Source organism: Actinomadura latina NBRC 106108 (genome assembly GCF_001552195.1).
GTDB classification, from domain to species: domain Bacteria; phylum Actinomycetota; class Actinomycetes; order Streptosporangiales; family Streptosporangiaceae; genus Spirillospora; species Spirillospora latina.
In genome coordinates, this window is sequence record NZ_BCQS01000008.1 from 209,347 (window position 1) to 222,988 (window position 13,642).

17 protein-coding genes are annotated in these 13,642 nt (G+C 70.8%); 11 read left to right on the forward strand and 6 right to left on the reverse strand.

Features of this window, described 5'->3' with window-relative positions; translation table 11 throughout:
• Window positions 1-45 precede the first annotated feature (45 nt).
• The gene (locus AL2_RS36290; RefSeq protein WP_168444519.1) at window positions 46-432 is read right to left on the reverse strand and encodes an STAS domain-containing protein; all 387 of its coding nucleotides are present in this window, start codon (window positions 430-432) and stop codon (window positions 46-48) included.
• A 377-nt stretch (window positions 433-809) separates the two neighbouring features.
• Between AL2_RS36290 and AL2_RS14675 the strand changes: the two genes are divergently transcribed.
• The 3 genes from AL2_RS14675 to AL2_RS14685 all read left to right on the forward strand — a co-directional run bounded on the left by AL2_RS14675 (window position 810) and on the right by AL2_RS14685 (window position 3,578).
• A complete protein-coding gene (locus AL2_RS14675; RefSeq protein WP_157438153.1) occupies window positions 810-1,097 on the forward strand; it encodes a hypothetical protein in 288 nt (95 codons plus the stop codon).
• A gap of 165 nt (window positions 1,098-1,262) precedes the next feature.
• Entirely contained in the window at window positions 1,263-1,751 is a 489-nt protein-coding gene (locus AL2_RS14680) for a DUF5994 family protein (RefSeq protein ID WP_281181585.1), read from the forward strand.
• A 117-nt stretch (window positions 1,752-1,868) separates the two neighbouring features.
• Complete coding sequence (locus AL2_RS14685; RefSeq protein ID WP_083946511.1) at window positions 1,869-3,578, forward strand: SpoIIE family protein phosphatase; 1,710 nt, start codon at window positions 1,869-1,871, stop codon at window positions 3,576-3,578.
• 35 nt (window positions 3,579-3,613) lie between these two features.
• On the opposite strand, the gene rox is transcribed toward AL2_RS14685, so the two are convergent.
• Window positions 3,614-5,038 carry a rifampin monooxygenase gene (gene rox, locus AL2_RS14690; RefSeq protein WP_210747599.1) on the reverse strand — a complete coding sequence of 475 codons (1,425 nt, stop codon included), beginning with the start codon at window positions 5,036-5,038 and terminating at the stop codon, window positions 3,614-3,616.
• A gap of 312 nt (window positions 5,039-5,350) precedes the next feature.
• A complete protein-coding gene (locus AL2_RS14695; protein WP_067634121.1) occupies window positions 5,351-6,367 on the reverse strand; it encodes a TIGR03617 family F420-dependent LLM class oxidoreductase in 1,017 nt (338 codons plus the stop codon).
• Between the two features lie 156 nt (window positions 6,368-6,523).
• Between AL2_RS14695 and AL2_RS14700 the strand changes: the two genes are divergently transcribed.
• The 3 genes from AL2_RS14700 to AL2_RS14710 all read left to right on the forward strand — a co-directional run bounded on the left by AL2_RS14700 (window position 6,524) and on the right by AL2_RS14710 (window position 8,444).
• Window positions 6,524-6,835, forward strand: coding sequence for an ArsR/SmtB family transcription factor (locus AL2_RS14700; protein ID WP_245666660.1), 312 nt, complete (start codon window positions 6,524-6,526; stop codon window positions 6,833-6,835).
• Window positions 6,832-7,923, forward strand: a complete 1,092-nt coding sequence (gene arsB, locus AL2_RS14705) for an ACR3 family arsenite efflux transporter (RefSeq protein WP_157438154.1) — start codon at window positions 6,832-6,834, stop codon at window positions 7,921-7,923. Before AL2_RS14700 ends, arsB begins: the two co-directional genes overlap by 4 nt.
• A gap of 98 nt (window positions 7,924-8,021) precedes the next feature.
• Window positions 8,022-8,444 carry an arsenate reductase ArsC gene (locus AL2_RS14710; protein WP_067634124.1) on the forward strand — a complete coding sequence of 141 codons (423 nt, stop codon included), beginning with the start codon at window positions 8,022-8,024 and terminating at the stop codon, window positions 8,442-8,444.
• 11 nt (window positions 8,445-8,455) lie between these two features.
• Here the strand turns inward: AL2_RS14710 and AL2_RS36295 are convergent, their stop codons facing one another.
• The gene (locus AL2_RS36295) at window positions 8,456-8,869 is read right to left on the reverse strand and encodes an ArsR/SmtB family transcription factor (RefSeq protein ID WP_245666661.1); all 414 of its coding nucleotides are present in this window, start codon (window positions 8,867-8,869) and stop codon (window positions 8,456-8,458) included.
• 72 nt (window positions 8,870-8,941) lie between these two features.
• Between AL2_RS36295 and AL2_RS14720 the strand changes: the two genes are divergently transcribed.
• Entirely contained in the window at window positions 8,942-10,048 is a 1,107-nt protein-coding gene (locus tag AL2_RS14720; protein WP_067634126.1) for a flavin-containing monooxygenase, read from the forward strand.
• A gap of 56 nt (window positions 10,049-10,104) precedes the next feature.
• Here the strand turns inward: AL2_RS14720 and AL2_RS14725 are convergent, their stop codons facing one another.
• Complete coding sequence (locus AL2_RS14725; protein WP_067634128.1) at window positions 10,105-10,557, reverse strand: OsmC family protein; 453 nt, start codon at window positions 10,555-10,557, stop codon at window positions 10,105-10,107.
• Between the two features lie 154 nt (window positions 10,558-10,711).
• Here AL2_RS14725 and AL2_RS14730 point away from each other — a divergent pair, with 154 nt between their 5' ends.
• The 4 genes from AL2_RS14730 to AL2_RS14740 all read left to right on the forward strand — a co-directional run bounded on the left by AL2_RS14730 (window position 10,712) and on the right by AL2_RS14740 (window position 12,932).
• Window positions 10,712-11,353, forward strand: coding sequence for a class I SAM-dependent methyltransferase (locus AL2_RS14730; RefSeq protein ID WP_168444520.1), 642 nt, complete (start codon window positions 10,712-10,714; stop codon window positions 11,351-11,353).
• 122 nt (window positions 11,354-11,475) lie between these two features.
• Window positions 11,476-11,676 (forward strand): hypothetical protein, encoded by a 201-nt coding sequence (locus AL2_RS14735; protein ID WP_067634132.1) that lies wholly within the window; start codon window positions 11,476-11,478, stop codon window positions 11,674-11,676.
• A 10-nt stretch (window positions 11,677-11,686) separates the two neighbouring features.
• Window positions 11,687-12,508: a hypothetical protein gene (locus AL2_RS36300; protein WP_245666662.1), complete on the forward strand. Its 822-nt coding sequence runs from the start codon at window positions 11,687-11,689 to the stop codon at window positions 12,506-12,508.
• A complete protein-coding gene (locus AL2_RS14740; RefSeq protein WP_067634258.1) occupies window positions 12,453-12,932 on the forward strand; it encodes an Lrp/AsnC family transcriptional regulator in 480 nt (159 codons plus the stop codon). The genes AL2_RS36300 and AL2_RS14740 overlap by 56 nt, the downstream gene beginning before the upstream one ends.
• On the opposite strand, the gene AL2_RS14745 is transcribed toward AL2_RS14740, so the two are convergent.
• Window positions 12,911-13,636: a gamma-glutamyl-gamma-aminobutyrate hydrolase family protein gene (locus AL2_RS14745; RefSeq protein ID WP_067634134.1), complete on the reverse strand. Its 726-nt coding sequence runs from the start codon at window positions 13,634-13,636 to the stop codon at window positions 12,911-12,913. The genes AL2_RS14740 and AL2_RS14745 overlap by 22 nt on opposite strands.
• Window positions 13,637-13,642 lie beyond the last annotated feature (6 nt).

Here is a 13,642-nt window from a genome sequence, read left to right on the forward strand (position 1 = left end):
TCCGCCGCGTCCGATCGCCCGCGCCGCCGCCCGTGCTCCGCGTACTCAGGCCGCGGCCGATCGGGGGCCGGGGCCGGCGGTGCGTGCCTCGGTGACGGAGGAGCGGACGGTGAAGGCGCGCAGCAGCCCGGTGACCTCCAGCAGCCTGGCGGGCTGGGGGCGCGGGGCGGCCAGGATCACGGTGGCGCTCTTCGCCTCCCGCCTGCGGCGTGCGCCGACGAGCATCGCCAGCCCGGACGTGTCGCAGAACGTCACCCCCGACAGGTCGATGATCACCTGGGCGCCGGTGTCCTGGAGCGCGACGTGCAGCCGCTCCCGCATGGACGGGGTGGAGGCGCTGTCGAGTTCGCCGCGGATGGCGATGACGGTGTGGTCGGCGAGGCATTCGCGGGTCAGCCCGGCCTCGGGCGACGAGGGGGTGTCGGTGGGCATGGCGGATCTCCGATCCGAGGTCTGTGAACGCTCACGGCCCGAAGGCCGGCGTGGGGGTCGCATGGCAGGTCAGCGCGTGCGGAGCATCGTGTTGCGGCGTCATAGCGCCGGACCTGTCTGGCCCCGGAAGGACCGAGCATCGAGAAACCAGGGGACGCGGGCTTTGCCGCCCGCGTCGAAAACCCTTGTCACCACGAGTCTACGCTCTCGGCCCGTGATCAGGGCGGTGGAGTGCTCCGGCCTGCCCGCGGCGGGCTCGGGCGCCGTCTCAGCACGGACGCTGCGGCGGACGAGCTCGTCACGGCTCACCGACGCCGGTGGGAGGGCCCTATGTTGAAGTGGTAGAGGGCGGGCTTCCGATCCTTGGAGTGAGGCTCATGAGTGAAGTGTGGATCTCGGCCGCCGACGGCTGCGACATGGTCCGTGCCGATGCGATCGTGATACTCCGTATGGACGCGACAGGCCGGCTGACTGCGCAGCTCCGCGACGAGGCGAAGGTCAACGTGACGCTTCTGGAGGGTTCGTCGGGCGGCGGGCACCCGCCCGCCGACTTCCACCGCCGGCTCGTCCGGACGATCTCCGAGCTCGCCGACGCCAGCGGTGCGCAACTGATCCGCGCCCAGCAGGAGGGCGATACCTGGCGCTGGGTCAGCGAGTCGCTCTAGGAGTCTGCTGAACAAGGCGCGGTGTCGAGTGCCGCACCGGGTGCGCGGGTCCGGTGCCGTAGACTTGGCCCTACCGTGGGCATTTCGAGCGCAGGCCGTCTTACCGGCGCCGTCCCCGGTGATTCATGGACCGGTCTGTGCAGACCGAGAACGGGGCCCGCCCCCATGGCCCGCGACGCCACGCGACACATCGTCCTGCCTTCCGCAGTCACCCCGCGCGGATTTCCGGCATCATCCGCGCCGCGGCTGCGCCTGGTCCCGGGCGGGACGGGACGCGGGGTCATGGACGGCGGCTGGTGGCCCCGATCCCGCGACACCGACGCCGAACTCACCGAACTGCTGACCGCGCTGGCCCGCACGGGCGAGGCCCCGGGACCGCCCACCCGCGTGGCCATCGACTTCGACGACTGGGACGGCGTCCCGCTGCGCATCGCCGTCCTGGGACGCGAGGTCAGGGTGGTCTGGCTGGCCCACCTCCAGCACATGGTCGCGATCACCTGCGGCCGCGCGGACCCGATCCTGCTTCTCGTCATCCCGCCGGGGACGAGGCCGTCCTCGGCGGAGGCCGCCCTGGACAGATCCGTCATCGAGACCGGCGATGTGAGGCCGCAGGAGATCCTGGCCTCTTGCGACATTTCCACCGCCCGCGTCTGATCCGCGCCCGCCGCCGGCCGGGGCCTGAACCGCGAGGGCCTCTCATGAGCTGTGCCCGGGTGTCCGGGGTGACTCGCCGGGGAAGGGGCTTCGTGTCCGATTCACCAGGGGAGTGAAATGACCGGGCAGGTGGGCGATCGGCCGGACGGGGCTCATGATCGATTGGTGGAGGCGATGAACTCCGGCGTTCTCGCCACCGACGAGTCCGGCAGGATCACGGCGTGGAACCCGCGGGCGCAGCAGCTTCTCGGCTACACCCGCGACGAGGTGCTGGGAAAGGGGCTGCACCGGCTGCTCCACCGGGACGCCGAAGGGCACGTCCCGCCCGACCGGGACTGCCGCCTCATGCGGGCGCTGCGCGACGGCGTCCCCGATCACGGGGAGGGCGAGAAATTCGTCCATCGCGACGGGCGGCTGGTGACGTGCTCCTGGTCGTCCGCACCCATCTACACCGGCGACCAGGCCGGGACCACGTCCGAGACGCGGTCGGTCGCCGGGCTGGTCATCGTCCTCCAGGACGCCGCCGACCGGTTCGCGGTCGAGCGCGAGCGGCGCCACCGGCTGGCCCAGGTGGAGCACGCCAACTCCCGGCTGGCGCTGGTGGCCGAGATCACCACGGTGCTGTCGTCCACGCTGAACGAGGCGGAGTTGCTGCGGCGGCTGGTCCGGCTCGTGGTGCCCGCGCTCGGCGACTGGGCCGAGGTCGACCTGATGATCCCCGACGGCCGCGTCGAACGGGTCGCCGCGACGCACCGTGAGCTGTCCGCCGCCGACATCGCCGGCCTCGAGGGACCGCTCCCGCCCCTTCCGCGGACACCGCGCGGCCCGCTGGCCAAGGTCCTCCGCGGCGGCACCACGGTCGTCGTCAGCGGGGACGTGGACATGCGACCTGACGAACCTCTGGGCGCCGCCCAGTACGAACTCTTCCAGGTCATGGACGCCAAGAGCGCGATCATCACCCCGCTGGCGGCACGGGGGGTGACCTACGGCGCGCTCACGCTGGGCTACTCCCGTTCCGGGCAGCTCTACGGGCCGGGCGACAGGCTCGTCGTCGAGGACGTCGCCCGCCGCACCGGCCTGGTCCTGGCCAATGCCCGGCTGTACGCCGAGCAGCGCAACACCGCCGAAGCGATGCAGCGCAACCTGCTGACACCGCTGCCGCAGCCGGGCGAACTGCGGCTGGAGGCCCGGTACGTGCCGGCGGCCCAGGTCAGCTGGGTCGGCGGTGACTGGTACGACGCCTTCGCGCTGCCCGACGGCTCCACCGGACTGGTCATCGGGGACATCGTCGGCCACGACCTGCCCGCGGCGGCCCGCATGGCCCAGGTCCGCAACATGCTCCGGGCCCTGGCCTGGGACATGGCCCAGCCGCCCAGCTCCGTGCTGGCGCGCCTGGACGGCGTCATGGCCGCCGTCAGCGACGCCGACCTGGCCACCGCCGTGTTCGGACGCGTCGAAGGGAGCCCGGGCGGCCCCTGGCAGCTGCGCTGGTGCAACGCCGGACACCCCCCGCCTCTGCTGATCACCTGCGACGGCGGCACGCGCTTCCTGGACGAACACGGAGTGCTGCTCGGCGACCCCCAGTTCACCGGTACCCGCCCCGACGGCGACTGCGTCCTGCCGCCCCTGTCCACCCTCCTGCTCTATACCGACGGCCTCATCGAAACCCGCGACACCGACCTGAACGACCGTCTCACCAGCCTCCGCCGCCACAGTGCCCACCTGGCCCAGCTCCCGTTGCCCGACATGTGCGACGAGCTTCTGGAGCGGATAGAGCCCAGCGGCGAGGACGACGTGGCGCTCCTCGCCCTCCGCATCCCCGGCTGACCGGCCGTCGCGCGGGCCCGCACCGCTCCGTCCGGTCAGGCGGCGGGCCCGCCGAACCAGCGGGAGAGGTGGGCGTCCAGGTCCTGCTGATCGTCGCCGGTCCAGGCGACGTGGCCGTCGGGGCGTAGCAGGACGCACGGAACGTCCAGTTCCGCGGTGGGATCGGCGAGGTAGTCGACTCGGTCTGACCATCCGCCGGCGGTCAGCCGCCCGGTGCGGTCCAGCAGCAGGCCGCGGCCGCGATGCAGCAGACCGTAGAGGCGGCCCTGCTGCACGCCGATGTCGCGCAGGCGGCGGCCGAGCAGGTCGGGGCCTTCGCCGAAGTCGTAGCGGATGCCGATCGCGGTGATCTTCTCGATCAGGTGGCGGTTCACCTCGTCGAAGTCCATCAGTTCGGTGAGCAGCCTGCGCACGGCCCGCGGGCCCGGTTCGGCGGCCAGCAGTTCCATCTGGGCGCGGGTGTTGTCCAGCACGTCCGCGGCGACGGGATGACGTTCGGCCTGGTAGGTGTCCAGCAGTGTTTCCGGCGCCCAGCCGCGGATCTGTGCGGCCAGCTTCCAGCCGAGGTTGAATGCGTCCTGAACGCCCAGGTTGAGGCCCTGACCGCCGGTGGGCGGGTGGATGTGCGCCGCGTCGCCGGCCAGCAGCACCCGCCCGGCCCGATAACGTTCGGCCAGCCGGGTGGCATCGCCGAAACGGGACAGCCAGCGCGGGGAGTGCACACCGAAATCGGTTCCGGCGACGGCGTGCAGCTGTTGTTTGAAATCGTCGAGGGTGGGCGGTTCCGCGCGATCGCCGACTCCCGCGGCGGGGACCACGACGCTGTAGACGTGTTCGCCGAAGGGCCTGAGCCAGAATGGCCTGGTGGTCTCGCTGATTTCGGTCACCTTGGCGGCGATCTCCTCCTGCGGCACACCCACTTCCATCTCGCCCATCAGCGTCTCCGTCCGCGACGGCTCGCCGGGGAAGCCGACACCGAGCAGTTTGCGCACCGTACTGCGCCCGCCGTCACAGCCGACGAGATAGCGGGAGCGCAGCCGTTCGCCGTCGGCCAGCCGGACGGTCACGCCCTCGTCGTCCTGCTCGAGACCGGCGACCGCGCAACCGTGCCGGACCTGCGCACCCAGTTCGATCGCATGTTCTTCGAGCAGGCGGACGATGACCGGCTGCGGGATGCCCAGAAGATAGGCGTGCGCGGAATCCAGGCCCTTGGGCGCGGGTTTGGCGATGCCGGCGAAGAACCCCGCGGCCGGACGCTGCCTTCCGTGTTCGAGAATGCGCTCCAGCAGTCCGCGCATGGCCATGAGTTCGAGACTGCGAATATGCAGCCCCACTATGCGGACGAACGATACGGGCTCGGTTTCCTTCTCCAGAACCAGTACCCGCACATCGTGCAGCCGCAGCTCGGCGGCCAGCATCGCGCCGGTCGGCCCGCACCCGGCAATGATCACGTCGAACATGAGGGGCGCGCCATCGGCGCCTGAGCCCGGCGACCCGGCGGTGAACTGCGAAGAGTGCATGGGTGTTGCCTTTCGGGAGTGCCTTGTTGGTGAGGCGCTCCCGGCGACACCTACGTCAATCGCCCGACCGTGACGGAAGGGGGAGCACCCACATCGATACAGCGTTCATGGGTCTCACCTCCTCGGGCGGTGTCTCGGTCGACTGCAAGCTACAAGTCCAGCGTCACCCGGTCCACCCCTTTTCCGGCCATGCGATCAGGCTCCGAACGGGCCCGCGCCCTTGCAGGGTCTGCATGGGCGGGGCGGGTACGTTCACGGCGTTCTACTCAGTTCGGTCGCGAGGGCGGCGATCGTCTCTCGCGGGTGGGTCGATCCGGGGAAATAGGCGCAGACGCGCTCGGCCACGTCGCCGAACCGGGTCTTGATCTCGGCGGCGCACTCCGCCGGCGTTCCGACGACCGCCAGGGTCCGCATCATCGTGTCGTCGATCAGACCGATCATCGCCATGATGTCGCCGGTCTTGGACAGCGCCTTCAGTTCGGGTTGCAGATCCCCCCAGCCCTCGATGTCCAGGACGGGCTTGTACGCCGGAGTCGAACCGTAGAACGCCAGCAGTCCCTTCACGCCGAAACTCGCCGCCTCGATCTCGGCAGGAGAGCCGCCCATCGCGACGATCGCCTGCGGGTACACCTCGACCCGCTCACGACCCGCCAGCTCCAGGCCCTCGGCCACGGCCGGGAGGGTGCGCTCGCGGAAATGCCGATGACTGTGGAACGGCATCACCAGCAGCCCGTCGGCGACCTCGGCCGCGGTCCGGGTCATCACCGGGCCGAGCGCGCCGAGCAGGACCGGCGGTACGCCGTACGGGTTCGGCCCGGGGACGAACGTCGCGGGCATCAGGGTGTGCCTGGTGAACTCGCCGCGAAAGTCCAGCGGGGTGCCGTCCTGCCAGGAGTTCAGGATCGCCTTGACCGCGAGCACCGCCTCGCGCATCCGGGCGGCCGGCCTGCTCCAGGTCGAGCCGTACCGGTTCTCGATGTGCGGCCTGATCTGCGAGCCGAGCCCGAGCCGGAACCGTCCCCTGCTCAGCAGTTGCAGGTCGTAGGCCATGGTGGCCAGGTGCATCGGGCTGCGCGGGATCGCGATCGCGACGTTGGTCATCAGGTCGGTCGGCGGGACGTCCGATGCGCCGGCCGCGACGATCAGCGGCAGGAACACATCGTGCGGGCCCTCGAAGGTGAACAGGCCGTCCACCCCGGCGGCGATCAGCTCACGCGCACGCTGCGCCGCCTCGTCCGGCCGGCCGTCCAGTTGCACATCGAGTTTCACTGACCGATCTCCGTTCCGCGCGGGCGAGGGCCGGGGACGCGGCGGTTGCCGCCGAGCTGGTCGCCGGATTCCTCATCTTTCATCATCGGGGCGGGGTTCACGCTCACGGGGGCCGTATCGGCCGTCCCGAGGGGTCTGCTAACGTATCATTCTGTGATGATGTCAGTCGGGACTGATGTGTTGAGGCTGCTGGCCGACCCGCTGCGTGCGCAGATCGTGTCGCTGCTGGCCGCGGAGGCGCTGTGCAACTGCCACCTCGTGGAGGAGACCGGCGCCAAGCAGACCAACATCTCCAACCACCTGCGGGCGCTGCGTGACGCCGGCCTGGTCGACACCGAGCCCTGCGGGCGATTCACCTACTACCGGCTGCGCCCCGAGGCGCTGGAGCAGCTGGCCGGCGAACTCGGCGAGCTGGCCGCCGCCGCCCGCGAGGCCCAGACCCACCAGCGAAAGAGGCCCTGCACGTGACCAGCACGCGAGGCTCCGGCACCATCACCCGTCCACCGGAGACCGGGGTGGTCGCCGGGCTGTCGACGCTCGACCGGTTCCTGCCCGTGTGGATCATCGCGGCCATGGTGCTCGGCCTCGGGCTGGGACGCGCCGTCCCCGGACTGGACGACGCGCTGGCCAAGGTCGAGGCCGGCGGGATCTCGCTGCCGATCGCCCTCGGCCTGCTGGTGATGATGTACCCGGTACTCGCGAAGGTTCGCTACGACCGGCTGGACACCGTCACCGGCGACCGCCGCCTGATGCTCACCTCACTGCTGCTGAACTGGGTGATCGGCCCGGCGGTGATGTTCGCGCTGGCCTGGACCTTCCTGCCTGACCTGCCCGAGTACCGCACCGGCCTGATCATCGTCGGGCTGGCCCGCTGCATCGCGATGGTCATCATCTGGAACGACCTGGCCTGCGGAGACCGGGAGGCCGCCGCCGTCCTGGTCGCCCTCAACTCCGTCTTCCAGGTCATCGCGTTCGGTGCGCTCGGCTGGTTCTACCTCCAGGTCCTGCCCGGCTGGCTGGGGCTGGCGACCGACGAGGCGGACTTCCCGATCGGCAAGATCGTGGTGAACGTGCTGGTGTTCCTGGGCATCCCGCTCGCGGCCGGATACCTCACCCGCCGCCTTGGTGAACGCGCCCGCGGCCGCGCCTGGTACGAGGAGCGGTTCCTGCCGCGGATCGGACCCGTCGCGCTGTACGGGCTGCTGTTCACCATCGTCATCCTGTTCGCCCTGCAAGGCGACACGATCACCAACCGGCCCGCCGACGTCGCCCGGATCGCCCTCCCGCTGCTGGCCTACTTCGCGCTCATGTGGGGTGGGTCCTTCGCGCTCGGACGCGCCGTCCGGCTGCCCTACCCGCGCACCGCGACGCTCGCCTTCACCGCGGCCGGGAACAACTTCGAACTGGCCATCGCCGTCGCGATCGGCACCTTCGGCGTCACCTCCGGGCAGGCCCTGTCGGGCGTGGTCGGCCCGCTGATCGAGGTTCCGGTCCTGGTCGGGCTGGTGTACGTGTCGCTGTGGCTGCGTCGCCGATTCCGGGCCGATGCGCGGTGACACGACGATGACCAGCGCGGCCCGTGCGGCAACAGGGCCGCACGCCCACTCAGCCGGCACCGTCGACCAGCCCGGCCTCGAACAGCGAAGGAACGCCGATGCCTGATCAGGCTCGCTCCACCAAGCCCAGCGTCCTGTTCGTCTGCGTGCACAACGCCGGACGCTCCCAGATGGCCGCCGCCTACCTCACCCACCTGGCCGGCGACGAGATCGAAGTGCGCTCCGCCGGGTCCGCGCCGGCCGACCAGGTCAACCCCGCCGTGGTGGCGGCGATGGCCGAGGAGGGCATCGACATCTCCGCCGTGACCCCCAAGGTGCTGACCACGGACGCCGTCCAGGCCTCCGACGTGGTCATCACCATGGGCTGCGGCGACACCTGCCCGGTCTTCCCCGGCAAGCGCTACCTGGACTGGACCCTCGACGACCCCGCCGGGCAGGGCGTCGACGCCGTCCGGCCGATCCGCGACGAGATCCGCAAGCGCGTCGAGAACCTCGTCGGCGAGCTCCGCCCGGAGGAGTGAGAACGCAGGGCTCAGTCTTCGGGCGGGCAGCAGGTGCGCAGGTAGTCGCGCAGTTCGGTGAGCGACCGGTCGACCGCGGCGGAATCGATGCGGTAGAGGACCTGCTTGCCGTCCCTGCGCGAGGTGAGGAGGCCGCCCCGGCGCAGCAGCGCGAGTTGCTGCGAGGCGTTGGACTGGCCGACGCCCAGGCGCTCGGCGACGGTGCCGACGCTGAGTTCGACGCCGCCGGCGAACAGTTCGAGCATCTGCTGCCGCTGCTCGCTGGCCAGCGCCTTGAGGAACTCGTGTGCGCCGGCGCCGAGCGGAGCGGCCGCCGTGCCCCCGCATCCGTCCCCGGGCGACGCCGTGGCCGTCCCGTCAGCGGGTCCCTCCGCCGACATCGACTGGCCGGTCACCGGCTTGACCATCGCTGCTTGCTCCTCCATGAGACCTGGCTCCTCAGCCTACGCGACATATCAACACTTTGACATTTTATGAAATATTGATATGTTCCGCCCATGCTCACCACCGCACCGCTGGTCGTCATCGGCGGTGGCCAGGCCGGCCTGGCCACCGCCCACACCGCGCGTTCCCTGGGCTTGGCGCCACTCGTACTGGAGGCTGCCGAGCGGCCGGCCGGGTCCTGGCCGCACTACTACGACAGTCTCACCCTGTTCTCCCCGGCCCGGCGCAGCGCTCTGCCCGGGGCGCCGTTCCCGGGCGATCCGGACGGCTACCCCACGCGGGACGAGGTCGTGGCCTACCTGGCCGACTACGCCGCCCACCTGGACGCCGACATCCGCGCCGGTCACCGGGTCGCGGAGGTCGCGGAGGTCGCGGCCGCGGAGGACGGCGCGCGAGGCGGATTCGAGGTCGCCACGACGGGCGGCGAGGTCTTCGCCGCACCGCTGGTGATCGCCGCGACGGGCGGGTTCAGCCGCCCCCACCGCCCGGATCTCCCGGGTCTGGACGGCTTTACCGGCACGGTGCTGCACTCGTCCGACTACCGGCGTCCCGAACCGTTCGCGGGCCGTCGAGTGGTGATCGTGGGCGCCGGGAACTCGGCGGTGCAGATCGCGATCGAACTCGCCGGGATCGCCGACGTCACGCTCGCCACCCGGCATCCCCTCCGCTTCATGGCGCAGCGCCTTCTGGGCGTCGACGTGCACATCTGGTTGCAGCGCACCGGGCTGGACACCGCCGGTTGGGCACGCCCGCTGCTGACCGGAGGCAAAGGCACCCCGGTGATGGACACCGGCACCTACCGGGACGCCATCGCCACCGGGAACCCCGACCGCCGCCCGATGTTCAGCCATCTGGACGGCGACCAGGTCGTATGGAGCGACGGCACGCGCGAACACGCCGACGTGGTGCTGCTGGCCACCGGATACCGGCCGGGCGTGGACTACCTCGCCGGGTTGGGCGCGCTGGACGACGACGGGCAGCCACGCCACCGCGGCGGCGTCTCGCTCACCCATCCAGGACTCGGCTACGTCGGGCTGGAATGGCAGCGCTCGTTCGCGTCGGCCACCCTGCGCGGGGTAGCCGCCGACGCCCGGCACGTCCTCACTCGGCTGTGCGAGCAGATGCGCACGTCCGGCCGCGCGTTGACGTCGGCCAGATGACGACGCGAGTCCCGCTGCTCACCCGAGGACCTGGAGGGGCGCTACGTCCGCGGCGATCAGGATGACGTCGCGGACGGCGGGCCCGTGACAACGGTGCCCTGCACCTCGCAGGTGGCGGCAAGCGTGTTGTAGACGGTGCCGTAGCGGCGCAGGTTGCGGTGCAGGAGATCGATCCGGTGTTCGGGTTCGTCGGTGTCCAGCCGCAGTTCGTAGGTGAAGCGGGTGAAGGCCGGTGGGGAGTCCTGGCGGTGGGCGGTCACCACGGCCTCGGCATGCCGGTACCGGAAGGGCAGGATCTGGCCGCACCGTTCGACGTTCTTGAGCAGGCAGGCGGCGAGCGCGGCGGCGAGCAGCTCGGCGGGGCCGGGCAGCCCGGACGGTGTGCTCGCCCAGGCGGTGTCAAGGGTGATCGCCTCGCTGCCGGCGGTGACCTGGGCCCGGCCGGCCGAGGTGGTGGTAGCGGTGACCTGATAGCTGGTGGGCGCCGGCTGGGTGATGGTGTCGTTCATCGCGGGCTCCGGATGGATTGCGAAAGGACTGCCATTTCCATGCTCCGCGGCGAACCCGCCCCAGAGCAGAGGCCAAGGTCCTGAGGCGCACGTCAGACGTTCACTCTCGATGAGCCCGGCATCTTCCAGGGGTGGGCCCGGATATTGTTCACTGGTGACGCGCACACTGCCGCGAGTGCTGCCGAGCCCGCCCGGTAAGCCCGTCCCGCCGCCCGAGACCACCGCCCTGCTGGGCGCGTTCGCTCGCGACCTGGCCGCCGGACGGCCCTGGACGCGCGAGGCGGCACGGTTCTTCGCCGACCTGTTCGACGAGCTCGCCGACACCTGGGACACCGGCCAGGCCACCGGCCGCGACGACCCGTTGCGCGACGCCCTGACCCGTGGCGCTCCGGTCCCCGACGGGCCCTGCCTGGAGCTCGGGTCGGGCACCGGCGCCCACACCGGGCTGCTGACCACCGCCTTCCCCGCTGTGATCAGCCTCGACCTCTCCGAACAGATGCTGCGCCGAGCCGCCGGACGCTCACCAGCCCGAGTCCGCGCCGACGCCGCGGCACTCCCCATCGCCGACGCCACCGTGACCGCCGTGGTCGCCATCGACATGCTGCTGTTCGCCGACGAGATCGCGCGCGTCCTGGCTCCCGGCGGCGTGCTGATCTGGATCAACCAACTCGGCACCGACGGACCCCTCCACCTGCCGGCCGCCACCGTCACGGCCGCCTTGCCCGGACACTGGCACACCACCGAAGCCGAGGCCGGCTGGGGCACCTGGGCCATCCTGCGCTCCACCGGTCACTGAAGACGCGCACCATCAGGTCGGCAGTCCATCCATCAACATTTCGTTGACGGAGCCAGCCGCCCTCGGCGGTCGACCTGATCCATTTCGCCCTGTGGCGCGACAGCGACATCGACGAGCGCACCGTGGTGGCGGCCCTGTCCCTGCTGTCGGCCGCCCGGGCCGAGGTGGACCAGATGGAGGCGGCACTGATGTTCACCGCACGCTCTCGCGGTCTGTCCTGGCCGCAGATCTCCCGCGCGATGGGACTGGCCTCTGCCCAGGCCGCGCAGCAGCGCTTCGGCCGGGTGACGAGGCGCGTCGAGAGCCGCCGAGGGAGTGCTTGAGGTGGCCCTCGTGTCCGCGCCGGAGGACTTGGCCATCCACGGCGTCCGGGTGCTGGGCTTTCCGACGGCATCCCGCGTGGCCGCCCGCTACGGGCTGGACGTCGATGCGGTCCACGAGGCACTGCTGGACTTCGAGGCCCGAGGTTGGGTTCGCAGATCAAGCTTCGCCGGCAGTTCCGGCTGGTCCCTGACGGACGCCGGCCGGGCGGAGAATGAGAGGCGACTGGCCGACGAACTCGACCGGGCAGGTGCGCGAGACGCAGTGACCGACGTGCACACCGCGTTCGTGCCCCTGAACCGGCGCTTTGGCGCCGTCTGCACCGACTGGCAGATACGGCCGACGCGGCTCGATCCCATGGCCTTCAACGACCACGCCGACTGGGCCTGGGACGGGCGGGTCCTGCGGACGCTGGCGAACGTGGGCAAGTCCTTCACCGAACTGTGCGGGCAACTCACCGAGTGCCTGCTCCTGCCACATTCTGTGGATCCAGTTCCACGAAGATCTGCTCGCCACCCTCGGGATCCCACGAGGAACCGACACCTGACGAATTCGCTTTACTCCACTCCCAAGGACATGAACCGTCCCCTGGACGGCTCCGGATCTCACCAGCCGCGCATCCGCCTCGGGCTAATGCGGATCAAGGTCGAGAAGTCGGCGCGGAAGACCTCGGTCGGCTGCTCCCGGACCCCGTCCGGCACGGCCGTCCATTGCGGGGGAGCGGGCATTCTGACGATAGGCTGGGCGAATGGTTGGCAAGGAGGGTCCCCAGGACGGCATGAGGCTCGGGCAAGCCGTCCCTCCGCTGTCGGCGCTGGACACCACGGATCGTGAGATCCTCCGGATCCTCCAGAAAGACGGACGCACGTCGAACTCCGCGATCGCCCGGCAATTGGGGATCACCGAGACGACCGTGCGTAAGCGGATCGCGGCGATGCGCGACCGGGACCTCATGGAGATCGTCGCGGTGCCCACGCCCCGATTGGCCGGGTACAACATCTCGGCGATCATCGGGCTCTCGGTGAGCCTCCCCCACCTTCGGGAAGTGAGCCAGAAACTGGTCGAAGCGCCGGAGGTCCGCTATTGCGGCCTGTCCACGGGGCGTTTCGACGTGATGATCGAGGCGTTCTTCTACGACAAGGAGCACCTGCTCCGGTTCACCACCGATGTGCTCGGAGCGCTACCGGGAATCACCGCCGTGGAGACCTCGCTCATCCTCAAGATCGAGAAGTTCTCCTACGAGTGGGAACTCGGCTGAGCGGTCCGGCGCGCGGCCGCGCCGACGAACCGCTCGAACAGCCCGGTCATCCCGGTCTCCTCCGCGTGGCCCTGCACCCCGCAGGCGAAGGCCCGGCCGCGGACCTCGATGCCCTCGACGATCCCGTCCTCGGCCCACGCCGTCTCCACCACTCCCCGGCCGAGGCCGCCGACCGCCTGATGGTGGTGGGTGGCGATGTCGGCGCAGTCCCCGAGCGCGGCGTGCAGTTCGCTGCCGGGCCGGATGGTGATCGGGTGCTTCCCGAACCCTGACCGGACCGGCAGATGCGCGTCGGTACGGACGACGTCGGGAAGGTGCTGGACGAGGGTGCCGCCGAGCACGACGTTGAGCAACTGCATACCCCGGCAGATGCCGAGGACGGGCAGGTCGGCCGCCAGAGCGGAGCCGGCGAGCCGGATCTCCCAGTCGTCCCGCGCTGCGTCCGCCGGGCGCACGGACGGGTGCGGCCGCGCCCCGTACCGGCGGGGGTCGATGTCCCCTCCCCCCGCCAGCACCAGGCCGTCCAGCCTCCCGATCACGTCGGACGCGGCCTGCGGCTGGGGAGGGAGGACGACGGCGAGCCCGCCGGCGGCCACCACCTGCTCGTGGTAGGCCACCGGCAGTACGACGGCTCGCCGCCGCCACACGTCCCACTCGGCTTCGGCCAGGTCGGCGCTGATGCCGATCAGCGGCTTGCCTGTCACGGCTAC

Coding starts and splice junctions, on each gene's coding strand:
- AL2_RS36295 (WP_245666661.1), bottom strand. CDS start 8,869: ATGGAGGAGCAAGCAGCGATGGTCAAGCCGGTGACCGGCCAGTCGATG.
- AL2_RS36290 (WP_168444519.1), bottom strand. CDS start 432: ATGCCCACCGACACCCCCTCGTCGCCCGAGGCCGGGCTGACCCGCGAA.
- AL2_RS14720 (WP_067634126.1), top strand. CDS start 8,942: ATGCTCACCACCGCACCGCTGGTCGTCATCGGCGGTGGCCAGGCCGGC.
- AL2_RS14740 (WP_067634258.1), top strand. CDS start 12,453: ATGAGGCTCGGGCAAGCCGTCCCTCCGCTGTCGGCGCTGGACACCACG.
- rox (WP_210747599.1), bottom strand. CDS start 5,038: ATGTTCGACGTGATCATTGCCGGGTGCGGGCCGACCGGCGCGATGCTG.
- AL2_RS14675 (WP_157438153.1), top strand. CDS start 810: ATGAGTGAAGTGTGGATCTCGGCCGCCGACGGCTGCGACATGGTCCGT.
- AL2_RS14700 (WP_245666660.1), top strand. CDS start 6,524: ATGATGTCAGTCGGGACTGATGTGTTGAGGCTGCTGGCCGACCCGCTG.
- AL2_RS14680 (WP_281181585.1), top strand. CDS start 1,263: ATGGCCCGCGACGCCACGCGACACATCGTCCTGCCTTCCGCAGTCACC.
- AL2_RS14725 (WP_067634128.1), bottom strand. CDS start 10,557: ATGAACGACACCATCACCCAGCCGGCGCCCACCAGCTATCAGGTCACC.
- AL2_RS14685 (WP_083946511.1), top strand. CDS start 1,869: ATGACCGGGCAGGTGGGCGATCGGCCGGACGGGGCTCATGATCGATTG.
- AL2_RS14710 (WP_067634124.1), top strand. CDS start 8,022: ATGCCTGATCAGGCTCGCTCCACCAAGCCCAGCGTCCTGTTCGTCTGC.